A 26857-nucleotide genomic window follows, 5' to 3' on the forward strand; every position below is an offset into this window, starting at 1 on the left:
AATGATGAATATGCCCGCAACCAAAGCCGCCGTCGTCAAGGCGCCGGAACAACCGAAAACCGCGATCTCGGCCCTCTGGCGCCCGGCGCTGGTGCAAGCCTTCGTCAAGCTCGACCCACGGCAATTGCAGCGCGCGCCGGTGATGCTGGTGGTCGAACTGACCGCGATTCTGACCACTGTGCTGTGCTTCATTCCCGACAACGCCGTGCCGACTTTCGTCGCGGCGCAAATCGCCTTGTGGCTGTGGTTCACCGTGTTGTTCGCCAACTTCGCCGAAGCGCTGGCCGAAGGTCGCGGCAAGGCTCGCGCCGACAGCCTCAAGGCCGGCAGCGAAGGCTTGAGTGCCCGACGTAAAACGGCCAATGGCAGCTTTCAGGTGGTGCCCGCCAGCAGCCTGCGCAAGGACGATGTGGTGCGTGTCGAAGCAGGGGAGATGATTCCCGGTGACGGCGAGGTGATCGAAGGTATCGCAGCGGTCAACGAAGCGGCGATTACCGGTGAATCGGCGCCAGTGATTCGCGAGTCTGGCGGCGATCGCTCGGCCGTCACCGGCAATACCCGACTGGTGTCCGACTGGCTGCTGGTGCGCATCACTGCCAACCCCGGCGAGTCGACTCTCGACCGCATGATCGCGCTGGTTGAAGGCGCCAAACGCCAGAAAACCCCGAACGAAGTGGCGCTGGATATCCTGCTGATCGGCTTGACCCTGATCTTCCTGCTGGTGGTGGTGACCCTGCAACCGTTCGCTCACTTCGCCAACGGCAGCCTGCCGCTGGTGTTCCTGGTGGCGTTATTGGTCACGCTGATTCCGACCACCATTGGTGGCTTGTTGTCGGCCATCGGTATTGCCGGGATGGACCGTCTGGTGCGCCTGAACGTGATCGCCAAATCCGGTCGCGCCGTGGAAGCAGCGGGTGACGTTCACGTCCTGCTGCTGGACAAGACCGGCACCATCACCTTCGGCAACCGTCGCTGCTCCGCGGTCTATGCCGCGCCTGGCGTCAGCGCCAAGGAACTGGCCGAAGGCGCACTGTTCGCCTCCTTGGCCGATGACACCGCTGAAGGCAAATCCATCGTCGAGTACCTACGCGGTCTTCACCCGCAACCTGAGCCGTCCGCCGAGGTGCTGACCGCTGTGCCGTTCAGCGCTGAAACCCGCTTGTCTGGTGTCGACTATCAGGGCCGGGTCTATCGCAAAGGCGCGGTGGATTCGCTGCTGACCTTCGTCGGCCTGAAACGCGCCGATCTGGCCGCGCCTTTGTCCCGGGAAATCGACAAGATCGCTCAGAGTGGCGGCACGCCGTTGCTGGTCTGCGCTGACGGAAAATTGCTCGGTGTTATCCACCTCAAGGACGTGGTCAAGCCTGGTATCCGCGAGCGTTTCGCCGAGTTGCGCAAGCTGGGGATTCGCACGGTCATGGTGACTGGCGACAACCCGCTGACCGCTGCTGCGATTGCTGCCGAGGCGGGCGTGGATGACGTGCTGGCCGAAGCCACGCCAGAGAAGAAACTGGCGCGCATTCGTCACGAGCAGAACGACGGGCGCCTGGTCGCCATGTGCGGCGACGGCGCCAACGACGCCCCGGCCTTGGCTCAGGCGGACGTCGGCATGGCAATGAACGACGGTACGCAAGCGGCGCGCGAGGCGGCGAACATGGTCGATCTCGACAGCGACCCGACCAAGCTGTTGGACGTGGTGCAAATCGGCAAGGAATTGCTGGTGACTCGCGGTGCGCTGACGACCTTTTCCATCGCCAACGACGTGGCCAAGTACTTCGCAATCCTGCCGGCGCTGTTCGCTTCGATCTATCCGCAACTGGGTGTGCTCAACGTCATGCACCTGAGCAGTCCGCAGAGCGCGATTCTGTCGGCGATTGTGTTCAACGCCTTGATCATTGTGGTGCTGATTCCGCTGGCGCTGCGCGGTGTGCGGGTGAAGGCAGTGAGTGCTGCGGCGTTGCTGCGGCGCAATCTGCTGATCTATGGACTGGGCGGGATTCTGGTGCCGTTCGTGGGCATCAAGGCGATCGACATGTTGTTGACGGCGTTGCATCTGGTTTGACCTATGCGGTGCGCCAGCTGCCGCTATCGCGAGCAGGCTCGCTCCCACAGGGATCTTCGTTGACCACACATTGTGCGCACGACAGCTATCTAATTGTGGGAGCGAGCCTGCTCGCGATGAATGCACCACGGTGCACCTGACTGAAACGCTGTATTTGTTATCCGAATCCGAGGATTGTGAAATGTCCACACTGATACGTCCGGCCCTGAGCCTACTGGTGCTGATGACCCTGATCACCGGCGTCGCCTACCCCTTGGTGGTCACCGGCGTGGCCCAGGTCGCCTTCCCGGACCAGGCCAATGGCAGCCTGGTGCGCGACGCCGACGGCAAGGTCCGTGGCTCGTCGTTGATCGCCCAGGATTTCGTCGGCGACGCCTGGTTCCACCCTCGGCTATCGGCCGGTGCCTTTGCCACCGTCTCGAGCAGTGCCAGCAACCTTTCACCGAGTAATCCGGCGCTGGCCACTCGGATTATCGACGAGGCCAATAAACTGCTGATACCCGGCCAGGGTCCGGTGCCGTTGGCCATGCTGACCACCTCCGGCAGCGGCCTCGATCCGCACTTGCCTCCGGCCGCGATTGCCTATCAACTGGCGCGTGTCGCGGCGGCGCGCAATCTGCCAGTGTCTACGCTTGAGCAACTGATGGACGCGCACATCGAGCAGCCCTTGGTGGGGCCGCCGGTGGTGAATGTGTTGGCGCTGAATATGGCGTTGGAGAAGTTGTAAAGGTTGAAAGGTTGAATGGTTGAATGGATCGTTCCCACGCTCTGCGTGGGAATGCATCTATGGACGCTCTGCGTCCGCTTCGGCTGGGACGCGGAGCGTCCCGGGCTGCATTCCCACGCAGAGCGTGGGAACGATCAATTAGAGAGAACTTCAAGCATGAGCAACTCCGGCCGCGCCGACGCGCTGTTAGCAGACCTGCCCCGCGATGGCCGTGGCCGGCTCAAGGTATTCCTTGGCGCAGCACCGGGAGTGGGCAAGACCTACGCCATGCTGCAAGCCGCCCACACTCAACTGCGCCAAGGCGTGAAAGTCATGGCCGGCGTAGTCGAAACCCATGGTCGCGCCGAAACCGAAGCGCTACTGGCTGGCTTGCCGCAGCAGCCGTTGGTGCGCTCGGAATACCGCGGCGTGATGCTCGAAGAAATGGACCTCGACGGTCTGATCAAAGCCAAGCCGAAACTGGTGCTGGTGGACGAACTGGCCCACAGCAATGCCCCCGGCAGTCGTCACACCAAACGCTGGCAAGACATCCAGGAATTACTGGCCGCCGGCATCGACGTGTTCACCACGGTCAACGTCCAGCATCTGGAAAGTCTCAACGATCAGGTGCGCGGAATCACTGGCGTACAGGTGCGCGAAACCCTGCCGGACTGGGTGCTGCAAGAAGCCTACGAACTGCTGCTGATCGACCTGCCACCGCGCGAGTTGCTGGAGCGTCTGCGTGACGGCAAGGTCTACGTGCCGGAGCAGGCGCGGGCGGCCATTGATGCGTTCTTCACCCAGACCAACCTCACTGCCCTACGCGAACTGGCGATGCAAACCGCGGCCGCTCAGGTCGATAACGATCTGGCCCAGGGTTATCGCCAGTTGGGGCAGGCCGCACCGGCCGTGCGCGGTCGTTTGCTGGTGGGCGTCGATGGTGATGCTCAGGCCGAGCGTCTGGTGCGTCATGCCAGTCGCGTCGCCCAGCGCCGGCATCTGCCGTGGAGCCTGGTGCATGTGGATAACGGCCGTGTGCGCGACGAGCAGTCGCGCCTGCGCCTGCAAAGCGCTCAGCAACTGGCCGAACGCCTCGGTGGTGAAGTGGTGTTGCTGCGCGCGGGCGAGGTGGCGAAAACGTTGATCCAGCACGCCGCTGAACGACGCGCCAGCCTGGTGCTGGTGGGCCAGTCGCGCCAGCGTTGGCGTCGACGGTTGTTCGGTGGCGGTCTGGCGTCTCGTTTGCTGCGCGATGCTCGCGGGCTGGAAATCAACGTGCTCGACAGTGATCAGGAACAGCATCAACCGCGCCAACGCTCGGCGCAGTCGCTGGTCTGGTTCGACTACGCGTTGGCGCTGCTGGCGACAGTGCTTGCCAGTGCCTTGGCCTGGGCGGTGTCGAGCGTCTTGCCGCTGCCCAATATTTCGCTGGTGTTCCTCGCGGCGGTGTTGCTGGTGGCGGTGCGCAGCAGCCTCGGCCCGGCACTGGCCTGCGCGGCGCTTTCATTTCTGACCTATGACTTTCTGTTCATTCCGCCGAATTTCTCCTTCAGCATCCAGCGCGAAGAAGACGTGCTGACCTTGCTGTTTTTCCTGCTGATGGCGGCCCTCACCGGCAACCTGGCGGCGCGGCAACGGCGACAATTGCAGGCCCTGCGCGATACCCAGGAAGAAACCAGCGAACTGCTCGACCTGTCGCGCAAACTCACCGCCGCCACCGACCGTCAGGCCGTGGTCAGCGCTGCGGCGCAGCACCTCAATGGCTGGACCGACCTGAAACTGTGCCTGCTCAATCGCGATGGCCAGAGTGGCTGGAAAGTCGAAACCGGTGGGCCGCTGGAGTTCTCCGAAGCCGAGCGCGCCGCCGCCGATTGGGCCTGGCAACATGATCAACCGGCCGGCGCGGGCACCGGCACCTTGCCGTTCGGGCGCTGGTGGTGGTGGCCGTTGTCGGTGGACGATGGGCCGCTGGCACTGCTCGGCGTGTGTGCCAAAGAAGGTCAGACCTTGAGCGGCCAGCGACGGCGCTTGCTGACCGCACTGAGTCAACCGCTGGCCCAGGCGCTGGCCCGCGCGCAACTGGCCGATGACCTTGAAGCGGCGCGCTTGCATGGCGAAACCGAGCAACTGCGCAGCGCGCTGCTGGCCTCGGTGTCCCACGATTTGCGCACGCCACTGACCTCTATGCGTGGCAGCATCGACAGCCTGCTGGCGCTTGGCGAGGCGATCCCCTTGGAGGACCGCCGCGAACTACTCGAAGGCACCCGCGATGAAGCCGAACGGCTGGATCGCTACATTCAAAACCTGCTGGACATGACTCGCCTCGGCCACGGCGCCCTGAAGCTGGCGCGGGACTGGGTGTCGCCGGCAGACATCGTCGGTAGCTCACTCAATCGTCTGCGCGCGGTGCTGGCGTCGTTGCAGGTTATTACCGAAGTGCCGGCCGAATTGCCGCTGCTCTATGTGCATGCCGCGTTGATCGAGCAAGCGCTGGTCAATGTGCTGGAAAACGCCGCGCGTTTCTCACCGCCTCGCGGGCGACTGGAATTGCGTGCCGGGGCCACTGACAGCGAGCTGTTTTTTTCGGTGAGCGATGAGGGGCCGGGGATTCCAGAGGAAGAGCGGGCGAAGATTTTCGACATGTTCTACACCGCCGCTCGCGGCGATCGCGGTGGGCAGGGCACCGGGTTGGGGCTGGCGATCTGTCAGGGCATGGTCGGTGCCCATGGCGGGCGGATCAGCGTCGCCGACGGCATCGAAGGGCGCGGCACCTGCATCACGCTGCACCTGCCGTTGCAGACTCAGCCGGGATTGGACAGTGAAGCCTGAACTCGCCTGCGCTACTCTCTTGCCACTTCTTTGTGTTGATGTGAATTCATGAGCCAGACCGCGACCATTTTGGTCATCGATGATGAACCGCAGATCCGTAAATTCCTGCGCATCAGCCTCGTTTCCCAAGGCTACAAAGTGCTGGAGGCCGGCACGGGTACGGAAGGCCTGGCCCAGGCCGCATTGAACAAACCTGACCTGTTGGTGCTCGACCTCGGCCTGCCGGACATGGACGGCCAGCAAGTGCTACGCGAGTTTCGCGAGTGGTCGACGGTGCCGGTACTGGTGCTCTCGGTGCGCGCCAGCGAAGGACAGAAAGTCCAAGCCCTTGATGGCGGCGCCAACGACTATGTGACCAAGCCGTTCGGCATCCAGGAGTTTCTGGCCCGAGTGCGCGCGTTGCTGCGTCAGGCGCCGACCGGTGAGGCGCAGGAAGCGGCGCTCAGTTTCGGTCCGCTCACCGTGGACCTGGCGTATCGCCGGGTGCTATTGGACGGCGCCGAAGTGGCGCTGACGCGCAAGGAATATGCGGTACTGGCGCAACTGGCGCGGCATCCGGGACGGGTCATCACCCAGCAGCAATTGCTCAAGGACATTTGGGGGCCGACCCATACCGAGGACAGCCACTATCTGCGGATAGTGGTGGGGCACCTGCGGCAGAAATTGGCGGATGATCCGACTCAGCCACGGTTCATCGTCACCGAAGCCGGGGTTGGGTATCGGTTGCTTGATGCCTGATCGTTCCCACACTTGATCGTTCCCACGCTCTGATGGGAATGCCGCCATGGACGCTCTGCGTCCGCTTTTGAAGTCGTGACGCGGAGCGTCACAGGATGCATTCCCACGCAGAGCGTGGGAACGATCGTCAGGCCTCAAGATTCCCGTTCATTCTCATACCGGTCCAGCGTATCCCGCGCAATCTCACGCCCCAGCGCGATCAACTCCGGCGCTTTGTAGAATTCGAAAAACCGACACACCCGCTTAGGCACGTTGATCAGGATATCCGGCGGATACCCGGCAATCTTGTATTGCGCCAATGACGTCTGCATCACCTCGAAACTCTGGTTGATCAGGTCCAGCAAGGACGCCGGCCCGACGTTGTCGATGATGAACGACCCGGTGGCGGATTTCGGTGCGCCGTTGCTTTCCGGGGCCGCCGCCGGTTGCTGGCCTTCGGGCGCGGCGGATTCGATCCACGGATTAATCTCGGCCGCTTCTGCCATCAACGCTTCCTTCTCCAGCAGCAGCAATTGTTCGGCCTGTTTGCGGCGGAACGGCATTTTCGAGCCCAGCGAGTTGATCAAACTGTCGAAGCGGGTCTTGAACGCGGCCGGGCGCTGGATCACCGGCAGTTGATAGTGACGCTGGTTGGTGGAGTTGAGGTTGACCGCGATGATCAGATCGCAATGGCTCGACACCACCGGCACGATCGGCAAAGGGTTGAGGATACCGCCGTCCACCAGCATTCGATTGCCCTGCATCACCGGCGTGAACAGGCTGGGGATCGCTGCCGAGGCACGCATGGCCTGGTGCAGGCAGCCTTCCTGGAACCAGATTTCCTGCTGGTTGGTCAGGTCCGTGGCCACGGCCGTGTAGGGGATGCGCAGGTCTTCGATGTTGATTTCGCCGACAATCTTGCGGATCTGTCCGAAGACCTTTTCCCCGCGAATCGCGCCCAGGCGAAAGCTGACGTCCACCAGACGCAACACGTCGAGGTAATCCAGGCTCTCGATCCAGTCGCGATAATCCTTGAGTTTACCGGCGGCATAGATTCCGCCGACCACCGCGCCCATGGAGCAACCGGCGATGCAGGCGATGTCGTAGCCGCGCCGTTCGATCTCTTCAATGACGCCGATATGGGCGTAGCCCCGGGCGCCACCCGAGCCCAGCACCAGTGCGACACGCTTTTTCATGAATCGACCTCTCTGACAAGGTTCAACAATGCACCTATCGAGGGGCAAGCTTCAATCGCTGTGGTCGTTCGGCGAGGCTAGTGCGTCGTTTTTTGACACTCCGGGAAGGCGAATGGGTATTCTCGCGGGCGCTGTGATTTCCACGGCGGGTTTCCACTGCGGCCCAAGGCACTTTTCACGCGCCAGACCGTCTTACGTGCATGCATGTTTACCTATCTTTGAGGTGTGAGTGATGAAAGTCTGGATCTGTGTGCCGTTGATTGCCCTGGCACTCGCCGGTTGTGCCGGTAAAACCGCTTACCGTGACAGCTGCGGTAGCCAGCTCGATGCCGCCTGGCATGAACTGGACCTGGCCAAGGTCGAGGGCTTTGCCGGGACCGTCAGCTACTCCAAGGCGCTGTCGTTGCTGACCGGTGCCAAGACCCAGCAGCAGTTCGAAGCATACGAGGGTTGTGCCAAGAAGGCCGAGAAGGCGCGTTTCTACATTCGTGAATCCCGCGCGGGCCGATAGAAGCGGCTACAGTCTATAAGCAGCAGGCGACCAGTGCGTCGTGCCGGCTTCAGGCTTACTGCTTGAAGCCGGCCGTTGTTTACGGAGAAAACCATGGTTGATCGGTTGGTGGCTCATATTCTGGGCCTGGACGTGCGCCTGCTCGCCTGTCAGGCACGCTTGAGTGCCCGCACCGATTCTGAAGCGCTGCACGATCTGCGCACCACCGTGCGCCGTTTGCGCAGCCTGCTGCGGCCCTTGCGCGGTTTGCCCGGGGTCGAGCAACTGGAAGCGGCGGCGTCCCGGGTCGGTGACCTGACCACGCCGTTGCGCGATCGCGAAGTGCTGGCGGCGTACCTGCTCCAGCACGATCAACCTGAGGCTGCACACCGGCGGATGGCGCGGATGGACGAGGCTTATCCCATCGTGGCGGCGAGCCCGGAAGTGGCGCAGATGCTGATGATCCTCGACGCCTTTCCGCGTTTCCTGCGGGCTTCCCAGCGTCAGGGCTTGCTCAAGGGCTTGCGCAAGCGCATCGAAAAACGCCTGGGCAAACAATGGAAGAAGCTCGACCAGGCCCTGCATGATCCCGCCCATGACCGCCATCGTTTGCGCCTGCTGATCAAGCGCGTGCGCTATGGCATCGAAGCCTACCCCGAACTGGATCGTTTGCCGGAAGCGGCCCTGCCCAGATTGAAGTCGGCACAGTCCGCCCTGGGTGATTGGCACGACAGCTGGCAGTGGCTGGACCGCGCCAAAGAAGAACCCGATTTGCAGCCTTGTGTCGCGGTCTGGAAAACCACCTTGGCCAAGGCCGAAGCGCGCGCCGACCGCGTGCTCGAAAAACTCAGCGCCGCCTGCTTCAAATCCTGAAAACCCCAAAGATCAACTGTGGGAGCAGGCTCGCTCCCACATTAGTTTGTGTGTTCAGTGCAGACGCGGCTCATCTGTCAGTGATTTTGGCCGGAATAAGCGCTGTGTCGGCTTTACGGGCTGGTTAAGATCGTTCCATCCATTTTCCGGCCTCTGAGGTTTCCATGCATTTTTCCGATCTGCTTGACGCTGTCCGCAGTCAGCCGCAGGAGTTGTCCATTCCGGCCGAATGGGGCCAGGGGCGGGCGAGTTTTGGTGGGTTGATAGCCGCCTTGCAATACGAAGCCATGCGCGCAAAAGTCCCGGCGGATCGTCCGGTGCGTTCGCTGGCAATCACCTTTGTCGGCCCGGTCGAACCCGATGTCCCGGTCAGTTTTGAAGTCGATGTGCTGCGCGAAGGCAAAGCCGTCAGCCAGGTACTGGGCCGGGCAATGCAGAAGGGGCAGGTGGTGACGTTGGTCCAGGGCAGCTTCGGTGCCTCGCGACCTTCCGAAGTGGCGGTCACGGCTAACGCTGCGCCTGAGATGAAGCACTGGGACGACTGCCAGGAAATGCCCTATATCAAAGGGGTGACCCCGGAATTCATGCGTCACTTGGCAATGCGCTGGAGCATCGGCGACCTGCCGTTCACCGGCAACACCTCCCGCGATATGGGGGGATGGGTGCGCTTGCGTGGAGAAGGGAAGGACGAGGTGGTCAACGAGGCGCATATTCTGGCGCTGGTCGACGCCTGGCCGCCGTCCTTGTTGTCGCATCTGAAGAAATCGGCGGCAGGCAGCACGCTGACCTGGACCATCGAATTCGTCCAGCCGTTGCTCGCGTTGAGCACGCTGGACTGGTGCAAGTACCTGGTTGAAATCGAGTATGCCGCTGACGGCTACGGGCACGCCGCCGCAAAACTGTGGAGCGAAGACGGTCAGTTGATCGCCATGAGCCGGCAGACAGTCACGATTTTCGCCTGATCAGTGACGACGACGGTGGCGTTCACGCCAGGCGCGCCACCAGCCGCCGCTGAAGAAAAACCGTGGGAAGGTGAGGAACTGTTCGACCAGCAAGCGTGATACCGCATCTTTGCGATCACTGAACGGCTCGGATGCTTGCGCCTCCAGGCGGTGACCTTGACGCTGCAAGCCAAGGGCGGCGAGCAGGCCGATGATACCGATCGCGATGCTCGCCAGATCCAGGCTGAATACCCCCGAGACCATCAGCAAAAACGCCACGATGAACAGCGGCACGGCAATCAGGTGCAACACCAGATTGGTCGGGTGCTGGTGATTATGCGGGTACGCTCGCCATTGCCAGGCGGGAAGGTTGGGATGACGTTTGCCCATGATGTTTATCCTTTATTCGTGAGGCGCTTGAATAAAGAATAGGCTTGGCACAAGCGGTCGGCGAATCAAGGCTGGCTATCGGCGCAATAGGTGTGATGGTCAGGATTGATGTTGCTCGGTCTGACGCCTTCGCGGGCAAGCCTCGCTCCTACAGGTACAGCGGCGCCCTTGTAGGAGCGAGGCTTGCCCGCGAAGAGGCCCTCAAAGCTTGAGCTGACCTATGGCCTTGCTCAATTCCCCCGCTAACATCGCCAACTCATTGCTGGTGATCGCCGAATTCACGGTCTGCTGCACGGTGTTTTCGGTCACGTCGCGAATGCTCACCACCGCCCGATTCATTTCTTCCGCCACATGGCTCTGCTGTTCGGCTGCCACCGCGATCTGCGTGTTGCTTTCACGCATCTGCGCCACCGCAGTGGTGATTTCGGCCAGGGCCACGCTGGCTTCCTGAGCCTGTTGCATGCAGTCGTCCGCCTTGAACGAGCTCTCCTGCATGAAGTCCACAGCGTCCCGAGTGCCGGCCTGCAGCGCGGAAACCATGGTAGTGATCTCGTCGGTGGACGTCTGGACGCGTTTGGCCAGGTTACGCACTTCATCGGCGACCACTGCAAACCCACGGCCCATTTCACCGGCCCGGGCTGCTTCGATGGCGGCGTTAAGGGCCAGCAGATTGGTCTGTTCAGCGATGCTGTGGATCACGCTGACCACGCCATTGATCTTCTGGCTGTCCTCGGCCAGACGCTGAATCATCTCGGCCGTTTGCTGCACGCCAGTGGACAATCCGCCAATCGACTTCTGCACCCGCGTGACCACTTCCTGGCCACTGCCGGCCAGGGTGTCGGCGGTTTGCGAAAGGTCGCGAGTGGCGCCAGCGTGTTGGGCGATGTGATGGACCGTGGCAGTCATTTCGTTTATCGCTGTGGCCGCCTGATCGGTTTCGCTTTGCTGACCGAGCATGCCGTGACGCACCTCATTCATGCTCGACGCCAGCCGCGCGGCGCCGACATCCAGTTGCCGGGCAGTGTTGGCGACGGTGTTGACTACCCGCTGGTAACCGGCCTGCATGGCGTTGAAGGCGCTGGCCATCTGCCCGACTTCATCCTTGCAGGCCAGCGGCACACGAGCCGACAGGTCACCGGTTTTCTCGACGTGGAGCATCACGTCTTTCAACGTGTTGAGTTGGCTGAGCAGGAAGCGGATCAACAGTTGCGACGCACCGAGCATCGCCAGCATCAGGATAAACACCGCTACCGCGTAGTGGGTGAAGCGTTCGCCGAACACTTGGCTCAGGCTCGGGCCATAAGCAATCACCGCGATCTGTTGACCGTCAGGGCGAGTGAATACCTCGGCGCCCATTAATGGGTTCTCACCGAACAGCGGCATGGTGTTGATTTCGACCCAACCGTTGGTATCGGTCAGCTCCAGCAGCGGTTGCCCATTCAGCAACGGCGCCTGCCCGCGATTGAAGGTCAGCAGGTTATCGGCCTTGGGCAGCGGTTGCCCGGCAGGCCAGGCATTGATCAATCGCGCCTGGGCCTGAGCCGAAGCTTGGGCGGCGTGGCTGCGGGCCTGTTGTTCAAGCTGCACGGCGTATAGCACCAGCAACAGGGTGGTGACGAAGGCGACGGCGTTGACCGCCCAGAATTTGTATTTCAGCGAGATATTGCTAAGCCAGGCACCCATGGAGGTCTTCTCTGATAGCGGAAACAATTTTGGCAAGGTGCCAGCATTGTGCCGCTATGCAGGGATTCAGATGTTGATGCAGGTCAACGAGCACCATCGCCAGCAGGCTCGCTCCCACAGGGGGATGTGTGTTCATTGAGGGATTGCGGGCAGACCGAAAAACGCCCGCGCACAGGCTGTGCTGTGAGCAGCCAAATCTTCCACCGTTTCCCCACGATGCAACGCCACCTCACGCAACACTTCAGTCAGATACGCCGGCTCATTGCGACCGTTCTTCGGCTTTGGGCGCAGACTGCGGGGCAGCAGATACGGCGCGTCACTCTCCAGCATCAAGCGCCCGCGTTTGATCTCTTTGACCAGCGGATGCAGGTGCGTGCCCCGGCGTTCATCACAGATCCAGCCAGTGATGCCGATGTGCAAATCCAGATCGAGGTAGCTGAACAACGCCTTTTTTTCACCGGTGAAGCAGTGCACCACGGCGGCCGGTAACTGGTCACGGTAGTCACGCAGGATCTCCAGCAATCGTTGGCTGGCATCGCGCTCATGCAGGAACACCGGCAATTGCAGTTCGACCGCCATCGCCAGATGTTCTTCGAGAACTTTTTCCTGTTGCGGACGGGGCGAGAAATCACGATTGAAATCGAGGCCGCATTCACCCACTGCCACCACGTTTGGCTCCTTGAGCAAACTGCGCAGACGCTGAGCACTGTCGGCGTTCCAGTCGCTGGCCGAGTGTGGGTGAATACCGGCCGTAGCGAACAGCCGCTGAGTGCTTTCGTCCAGTTGCTGGCACAGCTCCAGAGCCTGTTCGCTGCCTTCGACGCTGGTCCCGGTGAGCACCAGTTGGCAGACCCCGGCAGCATAGGCACGGTCGAGTACAGCCTGGTGTTTGTCGGCGAAACTGGGGTTGGTCAGGTTGACGCCGATATCGATGAGTTGCATGGTGCTACCTCGGACCAAAGGCCGGAAAGCATATCAGAGCTGTAGATTTATAAGAAAAACCAAGAACTACAACGAGTTAAAGCTGTCTGTTGAGGCCGCGAGACAGGTCGGGTTGGTAGATTTGCCATCACTGTGCCACTCTTTCGCACTTTATCAGCGCTTCTAGCGCTCTGTTTCTGTCGCTCGACATCATGAAATCACCCATGAGGTCGGCCAGTATTCTTTCCGGAGAGTGGATGATTCGTCCCTCGGTTTTGTTACTGCTGTGTAGTTCGTTGCTGCTGCCAATGCCGGCGGTTGCACGTCTGGCCGGGCCGTTGCAAGCCGTGCCGGCGGCCAAGGTCCGCGACCTGGCAGAGATTCGCAGCAGCCGCGTGTTGCGGGTGTTGGTCAACCAGAGCCGCAATAGCTCCGGCGAAGTCCAGGGCCAGGCCATCGGCGTCGAATATCACCGCCTGCGCGCTTTCGAACAATACCTCAACGGCCATGCCCGTGACGGCCAGGAAATCACCCTCAAGATCATTCCCAAAGCCAAGGATCAACTGCTCGGCGCATTGCAGCGCGGGGAGGGTGATCTGGTTGCACCGGGGGAATTACTCGATCCGCAATCGGGCCTCGCGGTCAGCACCAGTCAACCGATTGCCAGCGATGTGCCGTTGCTGCTGGTGGGGATCAAAGGCGAACGACGTTACACCCATCTCGAACAACTCTCAGGCAAAACCCTGGCATTGCCCACCGGCAGTGCCGCCGGGGATGCGGTCAGTCAGATCAATCAGAAGCTCGCGCTGCACAAATTGCCTGCGGTGAAGATCGAGTGGGTCGATCCAAGCCTGGCAGTCGAGGACGTGCTGGAAATGGTCCAGGGTGGGATCTTTCATCTGACGATTGTCGAGCAACCGATTGCCGAACGCTGGGGCAAGATTCTGCCCAAATTGCGCTTCGATCGACAGGTCCTTATCAGCGAGCCGGGCGAGGAATACTGGTTCGTGCGCCGCGACGCCTCGATGCTGCGTTCGAGCATCGATCGCTTCCTGACTACCTACAAGAAACCGTCGGATCAGGATGCAGCGTTCCTGCGGATCTATCGACGCCTGTATCAAGTGCACTATCCCTTGGCCAAGGCCGATCGGCAGCGTCTGGAAAAACTTCGCCCGGTATTGCAGAAACACGCTGAAGCCCAAGGCATGGACTGGCTGAATCTGGCGGCGCTGGCCTTCAAGGAGTCGGCGCTGCAACCCAGCGCCAGAAGTGGCACTGGCCCCACCGGCCTGATGCAAATTACCCCGTCCGCCGCCCAACGGGTTGGCGTGAATAATATTCAAAACCTCGACGCCAATGTGCAGGCTGGGGCCAAGTACCTGGCGATGATCCGCCGCAAGTTTTTTGCCAGCCCCAAACTCAACGAGCGCGAGCGCATGGCGTTTGTGCTGGCGGCCTACAACATGGGACCGGAGCGGGTTCAAGGCATGCGCGCCGAAGCCCGACGACGCGGCTTGAACCCTAATCAGTGGTTTTTCCAGGTCGAGCGCATTGCCATGGAGCAGGTGGGAATGGGGGCTGTCAGCTATGTTAATAGCGTGAACAAGTATTATTTGGCCTTCGATCGGGAGCGGGAGTCGTTGGAGCCTCAGGGGCAAAAAGTGGTCTCATGGAAATGATCGACTAAGCTGATTGTTATGGTGCGTTTTTTGCGCTTTTAACATAAGTTTTACTGATTAATATAGCGGCCAACCAACACACACTCACAATGGATGAACACAGCATGAGCACACTGATCAATAAGGTACTGTCTACTCGCGCGGGCTACGGTCTGACGATTCTGCGCATTTTCGTCGGCATCATCTTCGCGGCCCACGGCTCACAGAAACTCTTCGGTGCATTCGGCGGCTACGGCATTGCCGGCACCGCGCAGTACATGGAAAGCATCGGACTGGCACCCGGTCACCTGATGGCGATCCTGGCGGGTGGTACTGAGTTCTTCGGCGGTCTGGCGCTGATCATCGGCCTGCTGGCACGCCCGGCAGCGCTGGGGCTGACCTTCCTCTCGCTGGTGGCTATTTTCACGGTGCACATCAGCAACGGTCTGTTCATGGCTAACAACGGTTATGAGTTCGCCCTGGCTTTGCTTGGTGGCAGCCTCGCAGTGCTGATCGAAGGTGCAGGCAAGCTCTCGGTCGACCGCGCCATCACCAACTGACCGCTCTGGTTCAACAAAAAGGCCTGCACCGTGCAGGCCTTTTTTGTTGCTGGTGATTCTTGACACTGTCCGGTCAGCTTCTCTAGGATGCTGCCCATGCGCCGATTTAAACAGCTACTTGCGGGGCGCCAGGTGACTCATTCAGTTGCCGATAGAAGCTTGAAACAGGCTTCGAAATACCGCTAAAGCGCTGGTTCGGTGTTGCCTCTCACCTGCCATGCAGACTTTTGAGGCAGAGACACGACACAATGAATGCATTAAGCCCCGTTGTACGCCCCGCGCCGATCACGGCACACCTCTCCCAACGCAATCCAAAAATCCTGCTTGGCGGCAAACATCAGCCGACGCTTCTGCGTTACCTCGATGGCTGGCCACGTCGTACCGGCGGGCCTGCTGCCTTCCTGATTCAGTTTGTCGACGACGGCGAGTCACTGGCACGGTTTGCCAACGACAGTTTCGATCTGGCGGTGATTCTGGCACCCAACGCCGAGGATGCGCCGGAAGTGATCAGGCAGCTGACTCGCGTGGCTCGCCAAGGGCTGATTACCCGTCGCTGAGACTCAGGGCGCTACGGCTCAGGGCGCAGCAGCTCAGGGGTAGTCAATCGCCACGATATACACGCATTGTTCTCCGGTTGGTGTCTGGACCCGCACTTCGGCGTCCAGCGCCTTGCCGATCAGGGCGCGCGCCAACGGTGAGTCGATGCTGATCAGGCCTAGTTTCAGATCCAGCTCATCCGGCCCGACGATGCGATAGCGCGACTCTTTGCCGTCTTCATCTTCAATCGTGACCCACGCGCCAAAATAAACCTTGTTCGGATCGCTGGGTTTTTCACTGACCACCTTGAGCGCTTCCAGGCGTTTGGTGAGAAAGCGCACGCGACTGTCGATCTCGCGCAGCATCTTTTTGCCGTAGGTGTATTCGGCGTTTTCCGAGCGATCGCCCTGTGCCGCCGCCTCGCTGACTGATTGCGTCACTTGCGGTCGGCGCACATGCCAGAGTTCATGAAACTCGGCCCGCATCCGCGCTTCACCTTCGGGGGTGATCAGCGCGGTGCCAGCGGTGCGGGGAGGGCGATAACGGCTCATGGCGACTTCTTGTGGTTGAATGCGTGATCAGAGCGCTTGAGTTTATCAACCCTCGCGCAAGACTGTCAGGGGGCTGGCGTTCAAGGCACGGCGCGTGCCGAACACACCGGCACCGCCGATCAGCACGGCCCCGATCAGCGGCAACACCAACAGCCATGGATGCGGGTGCCAAGGCAGGTCGAAGGCATAACGGTAGAGCACCAGGCTCACCAGCTCCGAACCCAGTGCCGCCAACAACCCGCTGACCGCACCGAGCAGGCCGAACTCGATCCGCCTGGCCCTGACCAACAACTGCCGCTCGGCCCCCAGCGCTCGCAGCAATGCACCTTGGCGAATGCGTTCATCCAGCGTTGCCTGCAAACCGGAGAACAACACCGCCATCCCCGCCGCCAATACAAACAACAGTACGTATTCTACCGCCAGAGTGACTTGAGCGAGGATGCTGCGCAGCTGCGCCAGCAAGGCTTCGACTTGCAGAATGGTCACTGCCGGAAAGCTGCGGGACAGGTCGACTATCTGCTGATCGTGACCGGCCGCCAGATAGAAACTGGTCAGGTAGGTCGCCGGCAAGTCCTTCAAGGTGCCGGGCTGGAAGATCATGAAAAAGTTCGGCTGGAAGTTGTCCCAGTTGATCTCCCGCAGGCTGGTGACTTTCGCCTCCCGATTGACCCCGCCGACGGTGAATACCATGTGATCGCCGAGCTTGAGTTTGAGGCTTTCGGCGACTTTACCTTCCACCGAAACACCGGGTATTTCATCCGCGGGTTGCTGGTCCCACCAGTTGCCGGCTGTGAGCTTGTTGCCCGCTGGCAGGTCTGCCGCCCAGGTCAGGCTCAAGTCGCGTTGAATGGCTCGATCACCGGCCGAATCCTTGCTGACGATGTCCTGCACCGGTTCGCCATTGATGCTGATCAGGCGTCCCGGCACCACCGGGTACAGCGGCGCCGATTGTGCCGACACCTCCATCAGTCGATCGGTAAAGGCTTGCTTGTCCGCTGGCAGAATGTTCAGGGCGAAATAGTTAGGGGCATTTTTCGGCAACTGGTTTTGCCAGGTGTCGAGCAATTCGCCACGCAGCAAAGCGATCAGCGCCATGGACAGCAGAATCAAACCGAAGGCCAGGGCTTGACCCGCCGCCGCCAGTGGATGACGCAGCAGTTGGCCCAACCCGAGGCGCCATGGCAATGAGGCGCGCGCCAGCATCCGGCGCAGGCTCTTCAGTAGCAGCAATAGCAAACCGCCCAGCACCAGCGCCGCGATCACACCGCCGCCGAGCAGAGCGAAGGTCAGCAACAGGTCCAGGCTCAAGCGCCACATGATCAGACCGAGGGCGCCCAATGCCGCGCCATAAACAATCCAGGTGCTGGACGGAATCGGCAGCATGTCGCGACGCAATACGCGCAGCGGCGGCACTCGACCCAAAGCGGCCAGTGGCGGCAGGGCGAAACCGGCCAGCGCGACCAACCCGGTGCCGATCCCGGCGATGGCCGGCAGCAGGCCCCCCGGTGGAACATCGGTCGGCAGTAAATCATGCAGCAGCGCAAACAACCCGAGCTGCGCGAGCCAGCCGAGCAGGGCGCCGCTGATGCTGGCGAGCAGTCCGAGTACGGTTAGTTGCAGACTGAACAGCACCATGGTTTCCCGACGGGACAGGCCCAGGCAGCGCAGTAATGCGCTGGCATCGAATCGGCGCGTGGCGAAGCGTGTAGCCGACAACGCCACTGCCACGCCGGACAGCAGCACCGCCACCAGGCTGGCCATGTTCAAATAACGTTCAGCCTTGCCCAGAGCACCGCCGATCTGCCGGTTGCCGTCCCGGGCATCCTGGATGTGCTGGTTGGCCGCCAGCCCGGGCTTGATCAGTTGACGATAGGTTTCCAGCGCCTCGGCTTTGCCGCGCCAGAGTTCGCGGTAACTGACCCGGCTGCCGGGTTGCACCACGCCGGTCGCCTCAAGGTCGCTGAGGTTGATCAACACCCTCGGCGTCAGGCTGTAGAAATTACCGGCGCGATCCGGTTCGTAGGTTAGCACCCGCGCCAGTGTCAGGGTTTTCATGCCGACGTCGATGCTGTCGCCAATCTTCAGGTCCAGTGCGGTCAGCAGTCGCGCTTCGACCCAGGCTTCGCCGGGTTTCGGACCACCACCGGGTACTTCCGGCGCGAAGGGCGCGGGGGCGCTTTTCAGTTCGCCGCGCAACGGGTAGACGTCATCGGCGGCTTTGATACTGGACAGCTGAATGCTGTTGTCGGTGGCGATAACGCTGGAAAACTCCACCACCCGAGCGTGCTCTAGGCCCAGCTCAGTGCCGCTTCTGACCTGTTCGGGCCGCGCCGGCGAGCTGCCTTCGAGCACCAGGTCGGCGCCGAGAAATTCGGTGGCGCGCAGCATCATGGCGCCGTTCAGGCGAGCACCGAAGTAACCGATGGCGGTACTTGCCGCCACCGCCACCAGCAAGGCGAAGAACAACACACGCAACTCACCGGCGCGGGCATCGCGCAACAGTTGACGGATAGCGAGACTGAACAGGCGCAACAGCGGCAGGCGTGCCATCAAGGCTCCAGAGGGGCGACCAGCAGGCCGGCTTCAAGGCGGATCAGGCGCCGGCAGCGATGTGCCAGGCGTTCGTCGTGGGTCACCAGCACCAGGGTCGTGCCGCTTTCCTGGTTGAGTTCGAACAGCAGATCGCTGATGCGCTCGCCGGTGTGGCTGTCGAGATTGCCGGTGGGTTCATCGGCGAACAGCACGTCGGGCTCGGCGGCGAACGCCCGGGCAATCGCCACGCGCTGCTGCTCGCCACCGGAAAGCTGACGCGGGGAGTGAGTCAGGCGCTGGCCCAGGCCGACCCGTTGCAGCAGTTCGGTGGCGCGCTCACGCGCGTCTTTGCGGCCATCGAGTTCCAGCGGCAGCATGACGTTTTCCAAAGCGTTGAGACTGTCGAGCAGCTGGAATGATTGAAAGACAAACCCCACGTGCTCGGCACGGATGCGCGCGCGTTGGTCTTCATCGAGATTGCTCAAGCCTTGCCCGGCGAGGGTGACTTCGCCGCTGCTCGGCAGGTCGAGGCCGGCGAGCAGGCCGAGGAGGGTGGATTTGCCGGAACCGGAGGCGCCGACGATGGCCAGGCTATCGCCCTTGTTCAGTTCCAGGCTGAGTTCGTGCAGGATAGTCAGTTCACCTTCCGCGCTGGGAACCACTTTGCTGAGGTTCTTCGCGGTGAGAATGCTTACGCCCATGGAGAATCCGATGCGTGTGTGGTTTTTGAGTGCTGGCCTGGCCTTGATGTGCATGGCCCAGAACGCAGCGGCGGGTACAGTCCTGATCGTTGGCGATAGTATCAGCGCCGGTTTCGGCCTGGATACCCGCTTGGGGTGGGTGTCATTGCTCGAGCAACGGCTCAAGCACGAAGGTTTCGACGATAAAGTGGTCAATGCATCCATTAGCGGCGACACCAGTGCCGGAGGCCGGGCGCGCCTGCCGGCGCTGCTTGCAGAGCATAAGCCTGCGCTGGTTATCCTCGAGTTGGGGGGCAACGATGGGTTGCGTGGAATGCTGCCAACACAATTGCAACAAAATCTTGCGTCGATGATCGACAGCTCCCGCGCCAGTGGTGCCAAGGTATTGCTACTGGGCATGCAACTGCCACCCAACTACGGTGCGCGTTACACCCAGGCCTTTGCCGAGGCTTTCACCAAGGTCGCCAACGAGAAAAAGATCCCGCTGGTGCCGTTTTTTCTCGACGGTGTGGGCGGTCATCCGGACCTGATGCAGGGCGACGGCCTGCACCCGGCTGCGGCGGCTCAGGACAAGTTGCTGGAAAATGTCTGGCCGACACTGAAACCGCTGCTTTGACGCTTTTCTAGCGGCGGTGTTTCGGCTAAGGTGGCGCCCCCGATTTGGAGCCCCCGATGCCGCGTCCTGCCTGGTCCCTTTTTGCCTACCAACTGATCGAGCCTGACGAACAGCTGGATCTGTTCGCCTGCCAGGAAGTGCGGGTGCATCTGGTGACCCGTCAACTGGAGTTGGGCGGCTCGGCGGACCGAACCTTGTGCGGCAGCCTGTTGCCGGCGCAACCGCGCTGGTCGAGCGTCGACCGTAGAGTGTTCCAGGACCAGCGTCTGTGCTCGCTGTGCCGCGCCATTCTGGAATCGCAAAAACGTGGCACCTCGCCGATCTGGCCCGAGTTGCGATTCGAGCTTTAGGGCCCCATCGCGAGCAGGCTCGCTCCCACATAGGGGGGGGCGCAAGGTGTGTGACGCCGCTAACCCTGTGGGAGCGAGCCTGCTCGCGATGGCGTCATTCCGGTCGCCAACTCTCAGTGAGGGCAATCATCCCTTTCGAAGCAAGTGCCTTGCATCGCTTGCCACTTCTCTGCCTCCCCGAAATAACGGGAGGCGGTGTACAATCCCGTTTTTATACCCTTGTCGATCATGCGAAGGATTTTCCGGATGTTGCCGCGCTTTCCCGCCGTCACCCGCTGCCTGTCTCTTGCCGCCCTCTGTGTCGCGGGTCCGGTAGCAGCGTTGGAGCTACCCCTGCCACCCCCTGGTGAAGACATCGTCGGCCAGGTGCAAGTGATCAAGGCCAAGTACGAAGACACCTTCGCCGACCTTGGCACCACCTACGATCTGGGCTACTCGGAAATGGTCGCGGCCAACCCAGGCGTTGATCCATGGTTGCCTGGTGCGGGTACCGAAGTGGTGTTGCCGACGCGCTTCATCCTGCCGCCGGGTCCCCGTGAAGGCATCGTCATCAACCTGGCTGAATACCGCCTTTACTATTTCCCGAAAGGCCGGAACGTGGTGTACACCTTCCCGCTGGGTATTGGTCGTGAAGGCTGGGGCTCGCCGATTGCCCACACCAGCATCGTTGCGAAGACACCGAACCCGACCTGGACGCCTCCAGCGTCGATCAAGGCAGAGCACGCCGCTGATGGTGACCCATTGCCGAATGTGGTGCCGGCCGGCCCGGACAACCCGCTGGGGCCGTTCAAGTTCACACTGGGCACTCCGGGCTACCTGATCCACGGCTCGAACAAGAAGTTCGGTATCGGCATGCGCACCAGCCACGGTTGCTTCCGCATGTTCAACAACAATGTGCTGGAAATGGCTGGCATGGTGCCAGTAGGGACGTCGGTGCGCATCCTCAACGATCCGTACAAGTTCGGCCTCAGTGGCGGCAAGGTTTATCTGGAAGCGCACACGCCGCTGGACGACAAGGGCAACCCTTCGGTAGTCGACAAGCACACCGCAGTGATCAATGCGATGCTCAAGCGTGAGGACATCACCAACAACTTGCGCATGAACTGGGATGTTGTGCGTGACGTGGTTGCCGCTGAAGATGGCCTGCCGGTGGAAATCGCCGTGCCGAACTCGTCGGCACCCATGGTATCGAGTGCGCCGATCGACCTGCAGCAGTAACGCGTTAAAGCAACCCGCCGACGCAGCCCGCGTCGGCGGGTTTTTTATCGCCTGCTGAAACGGCGGGCAATAAAAAAGCCGACCCAAAAAATGGATCGGCTTGATAACAATCCCGAAGGACTATTACTTGCGGCTAGCTTTTTCCAGCATGCGCAGAGCACGCTCGTTAGCTTCGTCAGCAGTCTGTTGTGCTTTTTGAGCAGCAGCCAGAGCTTCATCAGCTTTACGGTAAGCTTCGTCTGCACGAGCCTGGGAGCGAGCTGCTGCGTCTTCAGTAGCAGTCAGACGTGCTTCGGTTTCTTTCGATACGCTGCTGCAACCGGTAGCCAGAACTGCGGCCAGAGCCAGAGCAGAGAATTTCAGAACGTTGTTCATCGTGTTCCCCTTCAAGGACTTTCTATTAAGTAGCTGTCTCCTCAGATTGAGGAAATAGCCGGCGTACATACTACCCATTACTTGTAGTAAGTAAACTGACGTAGAGCAAGAAGCAAAAAAAATTGTAGGCGTTGATTCTTTTTCGAGCAACTTTTAACTGCATTGTATAAAAAATATCCAGCTGCGAGGCCCGAGCTGAGCGAGCCGCCGAGGAAAAGTTCCCGGTGTCGGCAGCTGTTTTTCAGTCTCGACTAAAGTCTGTCTAGATGGAATCGTCCACACTTTTGTTCGGATTTTGCGCAGCGGCTCTCATATCTTTATCCATGTTGAGGTGACTTAAACAAAGGGCGCTCGTCTTAAGTCTCAACATCCGGCAATGTTCAGGCTCGGACTCGGGAAGATTCCGGTCGAGCCGCCCCTGCATTACCCCAGGCAATACCCGCCAGCCAGCATGACGAGCGTCCCTTGAGCATTTCTGCCAATGGTGCCTACTATTTGATACGTGCTCGGTTGCGCGAGATAGGTGTTGCTCTCTCGGTGTCCATTCAGGCACGGGGTGGCGTAGATGTTCCTTCGCCGGAAAAACATCGGTAAGGTAGGGGTCAGAATTAAAGACCCGCGAGGAGTAGTGATGAGCGAGGCGTTGTCCATCCACCATGACCAGGCTGGTCATCAGTTCGAGACCACTGTGGACGGTTATCGTGCCTACCTGACCTATATGGATCTGGGAAAACAGACCCTGGATATTTATCGTACCTTTGTGCCCAACGCGCTGCGTGGTCGCGGCATCGCGGCGGCGTTGACCGAGCAGGCACTGCAATACGCCGAGGAAATGGGCTACACGGTCATTCCATCGTGCTCCTATGTGGAGCGCTACATGGAACGCCACCAGCGGCATGCCGCCAAGCTGTGAACAAAGCGAACGCATAAAAAAACGCCAGGTTTAAACCTGGCGTTTTTTTATGCGTGAAACGAAACGGCGATCAGCTGCGATCGCGTTTCGGCAGTACATCCTTGAGCTTGGCGTGCATGCTGCGCAAGGTGTTTTCGGTGGCGGTCCAATCGATGCAGGCATCGGTGATCGACACGCCGTATTGCAGGTCGGCGAGGTCTTTCGGGATCGCCTGGCAGCCCCAGTTCAGGTGACTTTCGACCATCAGGCCGATGATCGACTGGTTGCCTTCGAGGATCTGGTTGGCGACGTTCTCCATCACCAACGGTTGCAGGGCCGGGTCCTTGTTGGAGTTGGCGTGGCTGCAATCAACCATGATGTTCGGCTTGATTTTCGCCTTGTTCAGCGCTTGCTCACAGAGTGCGACGCTGACCGAATCGTAGTTCGGTTTGCCGTTGCCGCCGCGCAATACCACGTGACCGTAGGCATTGCCCTTGGTGGTGACGATCGACACGCCACCTTCCTGGTTGATACCGAGGAAACGGTGCGGGCTGGAGACCGATTGCAGAGCGTTGATGGCCACCGTCAGGCCGCCATCGGTGCCGTTCTTGAAGCCGACGGCCGAGGACAGGCCGGAAGCCATTTCACGGTGAGTCTGGGATTCAGTGGTGCGTGCGCCGATCGCCGACCAGCTGATCAGGTCCTGCAAGTATTGCGGGGAGATCGGGTCGAGGGCTTCGGTCGCGGTGGGCAGGCCCATCTCGGCCAGGTCCAGCAGCAACTGACGACCGATGTGCAGGCCATCCTGAATCTTGAATGAGTCGTCCAGGTACGGGTCGTTGATCAAGCCTTTCCAGCCGACGGTGGTGCGTGGCTTCTCGAAATACACGCGCATGACCAGATACAGGGTATCGGACACTTCGGCCGCGAGCACTTTCAGGCGCTCGGCGTATTCGTGGGCAGCCTTGATGTCATGGATCGAGCACGGCCCGATCACGACGAACAGGCGGTGGTCGGTGCCATCAAGAATGTTGCGAATGACTTCGCGGCCCTTGGTGACGGTGCGCAGGGCAGCATCGCTCAGAGGGATATCACGCTTGAGCTGATCGGGAGTGATCAGGGTCTCGTTGGAGGCGACGTTAAGGTCGTTGATCGGTAAATCAGCCATCGTTTACTCGTCAGGTCACGGGTGCCGGCCGCCAGCGAACCCGCGCGGCGGAGCACAGCAAATTAAGCGCGTCGGGGAGCTGAACCTTAGCGCGTTACACCGTGGCTCGACAATGGGTAGACACCTGTTTAGGGGGCAGAACGTCCCTTAAACCGGCACAGGCTATGCAAATGCCTTGCGAACCGTGTCGTGGGAGAACTCGTCGGCATGCTGCTGGACCCATTCGAGAGCGAGGGCCTGAATGTCCTGCAGGTCGTCGTGCGCGTCATGCTGGCGGCGGTAACGTTCGATCTGACACACCTGTTCGCCCATCCTGGCACTGAACAGCATCTGTTCGTCAACAAAGGCGATGCCAACCAGATAGCCGCGTTTGCGTCGCAGGCACCAAGCCACATAACCCAGAAAACGCAAGTCCGGGTTCAAGGTCGGCATGCGTACTTCCAGCGCCGTACCGTGGCGCCACGCGCGGTGGTAATTGCAAGCCATGCCACCGAGGCTGATAGTGTGCAGCTGTTGTCGCGAAATACACTCATGTTTGAACAACGTTAATTCGACGGGCACATCATCAGGATGAGGAAGATAACGTCTCATGAACACGGACTCCCTGTGTCGGCCATCTGACATCGTTCCTCCCAGTATAGTGGTCGAATCGGAACTGACCGATTTCGACGCCGACCAACGGCTGTTGGCGATGAACGGCATTTCCCTGGTGATCTTTACCAGCGTCGGCTGCGCCAGTTGCCGTTTTGCCCGTGAGCAACTGCCCAGGTTCGATCTGGCGGTCGATCGCCTGTGCTGGATCGATGCCGGAAACAATGGCGGGGTGGTCGAGCGTTATCGGGTCTTTCATTTGCCGGCGCTGTTTGTGGTGCGCGACGGTGAGTTCTTCGGGGCGCTAGAGTCGCGTCTGACCCGCACGGCGCTCAACGAGGCCGTGGGTCAGGCGTTGAGTCGACAAGCAGAGGAGTTGCCATGACAGACACAGTGGTCAAGCCGAGAATCGGCATTATCGGCACCGGCGCAATCGGTGGTTTCTACGGGCTGATGCTGGCGCGTGCCGGTTTCGATGTGCATTTCCTGTTGCGCAGTGAGTTTTCGGCGGTGGCCGAACGCGGCTTGCATCTCGATCATGCGTCGTTGGGCCCACTGGTCTTGAATCCGGTTCAGGCGTATTCGTCGGCCGCAGACATGCCACCCTGCGACTGGCTGCTGGTAGGCGCCAAGACCACCAGTAATGCGGACCTGGCACCGGCCATTATTCAAGCCGCGGCACCTGATGCCAAAGTACTGCTGCTGCAAAATGGCCTGGACGTCGAAGACAGTCTGCGCGAGTTGCTCCCCGATTCGCTGCACCTGCTCGGCGGGCTCTGTCTGATCTGCGTCCATCGCACCGGCCCAGGGGTCATTACCCATCAGGCGCTCGGGGCCGTGAACGTCGGCTATCACAGCGGCCCCGCCGCCGATGAACAGGCGCGCATGAATATCGTCGAGGAGGGTGCCGGACTGTTTCGCAGTGCGGGCATCGACTCCTCGGCCATGCCGAACCTGCATCAGGCGCGTTGGCAGAAACTGGTCTGGAATATCCCCTACAACGGTCTGTCGGTTCTGCTGGGAGCCAGCACCACGCCATTAATGACGGATGCCGACAGCCGCGCGCTGATTCAGGCCTTGATGGCCGAAGTGGTTCAGGGGGCCAAGGCCTGTGGCCACGACATGCCGCCGGGTTACGCCGATTATCTGTTCATGATGACCGAGAAAATGCCCGATTATTGGCCGAGCATGTACCACGACTTCCTGCACAAGCGACCGCTGGAACTGGACGCGATCTACACTCGGCCACTGGCAGCGGCGAAGGCGGCGGGATGTGAATTGCCACGAATAGAAGCCTTGTATCGCAGCTTGAGTTTTATCGATCGACGTAATCACTGAGTCGGTAAAAAGGAGAGGGAAGGGCATGGCAAATGGCATAGACGACAAACTGGTGTTGGCGATTTCTTCGCGAGCACTGTTCGACTTGAGTGAAAGCCACAAGGTTTATCTGTCGAGTGGTGTCGAGGCCTATCGGCAATACCAGATCGAACACGAAGACGAAATTCTCGAACCCGGCGATGCGTTCCCGTTAGTCGAAAAACTCCTGAACCTGAACGCCAGTCTCGGCCGCGCCCGGGTCGAGGTGATCCTGGTGTCGCGCAACAGCGCCGACACCGGCCTGCGGGTTTTCAATTCGATTCATCACTATGGCCTGGCGATCTCGCGTGCGGCATTTGTCGGCGGGCGCAGTCCTTATCCGTACCTCAAGGCCTTTGGCTGCGACCTGTTTCTTTCGACCCATTCCGACGATGTGCGCAGTGCGCTGGAGGCGGGTTTCGCCGCAGCGACTATTCTGTCGGGCGGTGCCAGTCGCGCCGCCAGTGATGAATTGCGCATTGCTTTCGACGGTGACGCGGTGCTTTTTTCCGATGAGTCGGAGCGGGTCTATCAGTCGGGAGGCCTGGCGGCGTTTCAGGCCAGCGAACGCGAGTCAGCCCGCGAGCCTTTGCGCGGCGGACCGTTCAAAGGCTTCCTCGCAGCGCTCAATCTTTTGCAGCGCGAGTTCCCCGATGATGCCTGTCCAATTCGCACCGCGCTGGTGACCGCGCGCTCGGCACCGGCTCATGAACGGGTGATCCGCACCTTGCGCGAATGGGACATCCGTCTGGACGAATCGCTGTTCCTTGGGGGGCTGACCAAATCGGCTTTTCTCGAAGCCTTTGCCGCCGACGTATTTTTCGACGATCAGGCCGGCCATTGCGAACTGGCCCGCGAAGTGGTCGCCACCGGTCACGTGCCGCATGGCATCAGTAACGAGCCGTCGATTTAAAGCGCTGCGGTTCGATGCGCGGAGCCGAACG

General features: G+C 60.6%; 27 protein-coding genes. 17 read left to right on the forward strand and 10 right to left on the reverse strand.

Annotated features, from left to right (window positions below; all coding sequences use genetic code 11):
* Positions 1 to 4 precede the first annotated feature (4 nt).
* From kdpB to AB4O41_RS25180, 4 genes are all read left to right on the forward strand, one after another.
* The gene (gene kdpB, locus AB4O41_RS25165) at positions 5 to 2062 is read left to right on the forward strand and encodes a potassium-transporting ATPase subunit KdpB (RefSeq protein ID WP_460145113.1); all 2058 of its coding nucleotides are present in this window, start codon (positions 5 to 7) and stop codon (positions 2060 to 2062) included.
* A gap of 181 nt (positions 2063 to 2243) precedes the next feature.
* Positions 2244 to 2789: a potassium-transporting ATPase subunit KdpC gene (gene kdpC / locus AB4O41_RS25170; RefSeq protein ID WP_460145114.1), complete on the forward strand. Its 546-nt coding sequence runs from the start codon at positions 2244 to 2246 to the stop codon at positions 2787 to 2789.
* Positions 2790 to 2945: 156 nt separating this feature from the next.
* Positions 2946 to 5597 carry a DUF4118 domain-containing protein gene (locus AB4O41_RS25175; protein ID WP_460145115.1) on the forward strand — a complete coding sequence of 884 codons (2652 nt, stop codon included), beginning with the start codon at positions 2946 to 2948 and terminating at the stop codon, positions 5595 to 5597.
* A 48-nt stretch (positions 5598 to 5645) separates the two neighbouring features.
* Positions 5646 to 6335: a response regulator gene (locus tag AB4O41_RS25180; protein WP_460145117.1), complete on the forward strand. Its 690-nt coding sequence runs from the start codon at positions 5646 to 5648 to the stop codon at positions 6333 to 6335.
* A gap of 134 nt (positions 6336 to 6469) precedes the next feature.
* On the opposite strand, the gene AB4O41_RS25185 is transcribed toward AB4O41_RS25180, so the two are convergent.
* Positions 6470 to 7510, reverse strand: a complete 1041-nt coding sequence (locus AB4O41_RS25185; RefSeq protein WP_460145118.1) for a patatin-like phospholipase family protein — start codon at positions 7508 to 7510, stop codon at positions 6470 to 6472.
* Positions 7511 to 7742: 232 nt separating this feature from the next.
* Between AB4O41_RS25185 and AB4O41_RS25190 the strand changes: the two genes are divergently transcribed.
* The 3 genes from AB4O41_RS25190 (at position 7743) to AB4O41_RS25200 (ending at position 9835) form a co-directional block, all read left to right on the forward strand.
* Positions 7743 to 8021 (forward strand): hypothetical protein, encoded by a 279-nt coding sequence (locus AB4O41_RS25190; protein WP_460145119.1) that lies wholly within the window; start codon positions 7743 to 7745, stop codon positions 8019 to 8021.
* Between the two features lie 93 nt (positions 8022 to 8114).
* Entirely contained in the window at positions 8115 to 8873 is a 759-nt protein-coding gene (locus AB4O41_RS25195; RefSeq protein WP_460145121.1) for a CHAD domain-containing protein, read from the forward strand.
* Between the two features lie 164 nt (positions 8874 to 9037).
* A complete protein-coding gene (locus tag AB4O41_RS25200; RefSeq protein ID WP_460145122.1) occupies positions 9038 to 9835 on the forward strand; it encodes an acyl-CoA thioesterase in 798 nt (265 codons plus the stop codon).
* On the opposite strand, the gene AB4O41_RS25205 is transcribed toward AB4O41_RS25200, so the two are convergent.
* The 3 genes from AB4O41_RS25205 to AB4O41_RS25215 form a co-directional block, all read right to left on the reverse strand.
* Positions 9836 to 10204, reverse strand: coding sequence for a terminase (locus AB4O41_RS25205; RefSeq protein ID WP_460145123.1), 369 nt, complete (start codon positions 10202 to 10204; stop codon positions 9836 to 9838).
* 201 nt (positions 10205 to 10405) lie between these two features.
* Complete coding sequence (locus AB4O41_RS25210; RefSeq protein ID WP_460145124.1) at positions 10406 to 11887, reverse strand: methyl-accepting chemotaxis protein; 1482 nt, start codon at positions 11885 to 11887, stop codon at positions 10406 to 10408.
* 132 nt (positions 11888 to 12019) lie between these two features.
* Positions 12020 to 12829, reverse strand: coding sequence for a TatD family hydrolase (locus AB4O41_RS25215; RefSeq protein ID WP_460145125.1), 810 nt, complete (start codon positions 12827 to 12829; stop codon positions 12020 to 12022).
* 236 nt (positions 12830 to 13065) lie between these two features.
* Here AB4O41_RS25215 and AB4O41_RS25220 point away from each other — a divergent pair, with 236 nt between their 5' ends.
* The 3 genes from AB4O41_RS25220 (at position 13066) to AB4O41_RS25230 (ending at position 15583) form a co-directional block, all read left to right on the forward strand.
* Positions 13066 to 14487 carry an MltF family protein gene (locus tag AB4O41_RS25220; RefSeq protein ID WP_460145126.1) on the forward strand — a complete coding sequence of 474 codons (1422 nt, stop codon included), beginning with the start codon at positions 13066 to 13068 and terminating at the stop codon, positions 14485 to 14487.
* A gap of 104 nt (positions 14488 to 14591) precedes the next feature.
* Complete coding sequence (locus AB4O41_RS25225; protein ID WP_460145127.1) at positions 14592 to 15026, forward strand: DoxX family protein; 435 nt, start codon at positions 14592 to 14594, stop codon at positions 15024 to 15026.
* Positions 15027 to 15274: 248 nt separating this feature from the next.
* Positions 15275 to 15583 (forward strand): class I SAM-dependent methyltransferase, encoded by a 309-nt coding sequence (locus AB4O41_RS25230; protein WP_460145129.1) that lies wholly within the window; start codon positions 15275 to 15277, stop codon positions 15581 to 15583.
* A gap of 33 nt (positions 15584 to 15616) precedes the next feature.
* Here AB4O41_RS25230 and greB read toward each other — a convergent pair whose 3' ends face one another.
* Genes greB through AB4O41_RS25245 form a run of 3 tightly spaced genes read right to left on the reverse strand, consistent with a single transcriptional unit; the run spans position 15617 to position 19347 of the window.
* Positions 15617 to 16114 (reverse strand): transcription elongation factor GreB, encoded by a 498-nt coding sequence (greB, locus tag AB4O41_RS25235; protein ID WP_008031876.1) that lies wholly within the window; start codon positions 16112 to 16114, stop codon positions 15617 to 15619.
* 45 nt (positions 16115 to 16159) lie between these two features.
* The gene (locus AB4O41_RS25240) at positions 16160 to 18664 is read right to left on the reverse strand and encodes an ABC transporter permease (RefSeq protein WP_460145131.1); all 2505 of its coding nucleotides are present in this window, start codon (positions 18662 to 18664) and stop codon (positions 16160 to 16162) included.
* Positions 18664 to 19347: an ABC transporter ATP-binding protein gene (locus tag AB4O41_RS25245; RefSeq protein ID WP_258620861.1), complete on the reverse strand. Its 684-nt coding sequence runs from the start codon at positions 19345 to 19347 to the stop codon at positions 18664 to 18666. Before AB4O41_RS25245 ends, AB4O41_RS25240 begins: the two co-directional genes overlap by 1 nt.
* Positions 19348 to 19357: 10 nt before the next feature.
* Between AB4O41_RS25245 and AB4O41_RS25250 the strand changes: the two genes are divergently transcribed.
* The 3 genes from AB4O41_RS25250 to AB4O41_RS25260 all read left to right on the forward strand — a co-directional run bounded on the left by AB4O41_RS25250 (position 19358) and on the right by AB4O41_RS25260 (position 21531).
* Positions 19358 to 19963 (forward strand): arylesterase, encoded by a 606-nt coding sequence (locus AB4O41_RS25250; protein ID WP_367372463.1) that lies wholly within the window; start codon positions 19358 to 19360, stop codon positions 19961 to 19963.
* Between the two features lie 56 nt (positions 19964 to 20019).
* Positions 20020 to 20313, forward strand: coding sequence for a hypothetical protein (locus AB4O41_RS25255; RefSeq protein ID WP_003226812.1), 294 nt, complete (start codon positions 20020 to 20022; stop codon positions 20311 to 20313).
* A gap of 246 nt (positions 20314 to 20559) precedes the next feature.
* A complete protein-coding gene (locus AB4O41_RS25260; protein ID WP_460145134.1) occupies positions 20560 to 21531 on the forward strand; it encodes a L,D-transpeptidase family protein in 972 nt (323 codons plus the stop codon).
* A 123-nt stretch (positions 21532 to 21654) separates the two neighbouring features.
* Here AB4O41_RS25260 and oprI read toward each other — a convergent pair whose 3' ends face one another.
* Positions 21655 to 21906, reverse strand: a complete 252-nt coding sequence (gene oprI / locus AB4O41_RS25265) for an outer membrane lipoprotei OprI (RefSeq protein WP_003172710.1) — start codon at positions 21904 to 21906, stop codon at positions 21655 to 21657.
* Between the two features lie 631 nt (positions 21907 to 22537).
* Here oprI and AB4O41_RS25270 point away from each other — a divergent pair.
* Positions 22538 to 22819 (forward strand): GNAT family N-acetyltransferase, encoded by a 282-nt coding sequence (locus AB4O41_RS25270; protein WP_030132333.1) that lies wholly within the window; start codon positions 22538 to 22540, stop codon positions 22817 to 22819.
* Positions 22820 to 22889: 70 nt separating this feature from the next.
* Here AB4O41_RS25270 and AB4O41_RS25275 read toward each other — a convergent pair whose 3' ends face one another.
* Positions 22890 to 23966 (reverse strand): 3-deoxy-7-phosphoheptulonate synthase, encoded by a 1077-nt coding sequence (locus tag AB4O41_RS25275; RefSeq protein ID WP_008009435.1) that lies wholly within the window; start codon positions 23964 to 23966, stop codon positions 22890 to 22892.
* A 162-nt stretch (positions 23967 to 24128) separates the two neighbouring features.
* Positions 24129 to 24557 carry a PilZ domain-containing protein gene (locus AB4O41_RS25280; RefSeq protein ID WP_460145135.1) on the reverse strand — a complete coding sequence of 143 codons (429 nt, stop codon included), beginning with the start codon at positions 24555 to 24557 and terminating at the stop codon, positions 24129 to 24131.
* Here AB4O41_RS25280 and AB4O41_RS25285 point away from each other — a divergent pair.
* Genes AB4O41_RS25285 through AB4O41_RS25295 form a run of 3 tightly spaced genes read left to right on the forward strand, consistent with a single transcriptional unit; the run spans position 24556 to position 26826 of the window.
* Complete coding sequence (locus AB4O41_RS25285) at positions 24556 to 24942, forward strand: thioredoxin family protein (RefSeq protein WP_460145137.1); 387 nt, start codon at positions 24556 to 24558, stop codon at positions 24940 to 24942. The genes AB4O41_RS25280 and AB4O41_RS25285 overlap by 2 nt on opposite strands.
* A complete protein-coding gene (locus AB4O41_RS25290) occupies positions 24939 to 25895 on the forward strand; it encodes a putative 2-dehydropantoate 2-reductase (protein WP_460145139.1) in 957 nt (318 codons plus the stop codon). Before AB4O41_RS25285 ends, AB4O41_RS25290 begins: the two co-directional genes overlap by 4 nt.
* A gap of 25 nt (positions 25896 to 25920) precedes the next feature.
* Entirely contained in the window at positions 25921 to 26826 is a 906-nt protein-coding gene (locus AB4O41_RS25295) for a 5'-nucleotidase (protein ID WP_258620869.1), read from the forward strand.
* Positions 26827 to 26857: the final 31 nt, after the last annotated feature.

The sequence above is a fragment of the Pseudomonas sp. S2_A02 genome (genome assembly GCF_054668495.1).

What these genes read in the sequence shown, in the direction of transcription:
- kdpB (WP_460145113.1), top strand. Translation starts at nt 5, where the DNA reads ATGAATATGCCCGCAACCAAAGCCGCCGTCGTCAAGGCGCCGGAACAA.
- kdpC (WP_460145114.1), top strand. Translation starts at nt 2,244, where the DNA reads ATGTCCACACTGATACGTCCGGCCCTGAGCCTACTGGTGCTGATGACC.
- AB4O41_RS25175 (WP_460145115.1), top strand. Translation starts at nt 2,946, where the DNA reads ATGAGCAACTCCGGCCGCGCCGACGCGCTGTTAGCAGACCTGCCCCGC.
- AB4O41_RS25180 (WP_460145117.1), top strand. Translation starts at nt 5,646, where the DNA reads ATGAGCCAGACCGCGACCATTTTGGTCATCGATGATGAACCGCAGATC.
- AB4O41_RS25185 (WP_460145118.1), bottom strand. Translation starts at nt 7,510, where the DNA reads ATGAAAAAGCGTGTCGCACTGGTGCTGGGCTCGGGTGGCGCCCGGGGC.
- AB4O41_RS25190 (WP_460145119.1), top strand. Translation starts at nt 7,743, where the DNA reads ATGAAAGTCTGGATCTGTGTGCCGTTGATTGCCCTGGCACTCGCCGGT.
- AB4O41_RS25195 (WP_460145121.1), top strand. Translation starts at nt 8,115, where the DNA reads ATGGTTGATCGGTTGGTGGCTCATATTCTGGGCCTGGACGTGCGCCTG.
- AB4O41_RS25200 (WP_460145122.1), top strand. Translation starts at nt 9,038, where the DNA reads ATGCATTTTTCCGATCTGCTTGACGCTGTCCGCAGTCAGCCGCAGGAG.
- AB4O41_RS25205 (WP_460145123.1), bottom strand. Translation starts at nt 10,204, where the DNA reads ATGGGCAAACGTCATCCCAACCTTCCCGCCTGGCAATGGCGAGCGTAC.
- AB4O41_RS25210 (WP_460145124.1), bottom strand. Translation starts at nt 11,887, where the DNA reads ATGGGTGCCTGGCTTAGCAATATCTCGCTGAAATACAAATTCTGGGCG.
- AB4O41_RS25215 (WP_460145125.1), bottom strand. Translation starts at nt 12,829, where the DNA reads ATGCAACTCATCGATATCGGCGTCAACCTGACCAACCCCAGTTTCGCC.
- AB4O41_RS25220 (WP_460145126.1), top strand. Translation starts at nt 13,066, where the DNA reads ATGATTCGTCCCTCGGTTTTGTTACTGCTGTGTAGTTCGTTGCTGCTG.
- AB4O41_RS25225 (WP_460145127.1), top strand. Translation starts at nt 14,592, where the DNA reads ATGAGCACACTGATCAATAAGGTACTGTCTACTCGCGCGGGCTACGGT.
- AB4O41_RS25230 (WP_460145129.1), top strand. Translation starts at nt 15,275, where the DNA reads ATGAATGCATTAAGCCCCGTTGTACGCCCCGCGCCGATCACGGCACAC.
- greB (WP_008031876.1), bottom strand. Translation starts at nt 16,114, where the DNA reads ATGAGCCGTTATCGCCCTCCCCGCACCGCTGGCACCGCGCTGATCACC.
- AB4O41_RS25240 (WP_460145131.1), bottom strand. Translation starts at nt 18,664, where the DNA reads ATGGCACGCCTGCCGCTGTTGCGCCTGTTCAGTCTCGCTATCCGTCAA.
- AB4O41_RS25245 (WP_258620861.1), bottom strand. Translation starts at nt 19,347, where the DNA reads ATGGGCGTAAGCATTCTCACCGCGAAGAACCTCAGCAAAGTGGTTCCC.
- AB4O41_RS25250 (WP_367372463.1), top strand. Translation starts at nt 19,358, where the DNA reads ATGCGTGTGTGGTTTTTGAGTGCTGGCCTGGCCTTGATGTGCATGGCC.
- AB4O41_RS25255 (WP_003226812.1), top strand. Translation starts at nt 20,020, where the DNA reads ATGCCGCGTCCTGCCTGGTCCCTTTTTGCCTACCAACTGATCGAGCCT.
- AB4O41_RS25260 (WP_460145134.1), top strand. Translation starts at nt 20,560, where the DNA reads ATGTTGCCGCGCTTTCCCGCCGTCACCCGCTGCCTGTCTCTTGCCGCC.
- oprI (WP_003172710.1), bottom strand. Translation starts at nt 21,906, where the DNA reads ATGAACAACGTTCTGAAATTCTCTGCTCTGGCTCTGGCCGCAGTTCTG.
- AB4O41_RS25270 (WP_030132333.1), top strand. Translation starts at nt 22,538, where the DNA reads ATGAGCGAGGCGTTGTCCATCCACCATGACCAGGCTGGTCATCAGTTC.
- AB4O41_RS25275 (WP_008009435.1), bottom strand. Translation starts at nt 23,966, where the DNA reads ATGGCTGATTTACCGATCAACGACCTTAACGTCGCCTCCAACGAGACC.
- AB4O41_RS25285 (WP_460145137.1), top strand. Translation starts at nt 24,556, where the DNA reads ATGAACACGGACTCCCTGTGTCGGCCATCTGACATCGTTCCTCCCAGT.
- AB4O41_RS25280 (WP_460145135.1), bottom strand. Translation starts at nt 24,557, where the DNA reads ATGAGACGTTATCTTCCTCATCCTGATGATGTGCCCGTCGAATTAACG.
- AB4O41_RS25290 (WP_460145139.1), top strand. Translation starts at nt 24,939, where the DNA reads ATGACAGACACAGTGGTCAAGCCGAGAATCGGCATTATCGGCACCGGC.
- AB4O41_RS25295 (WP_258620869.1), top strand. Translation starts at nt 25,921, where the DNA reads ATGGCAAATGGCATAGACGACAAACTGGTGTTGGCGATTTCTTCGCGA.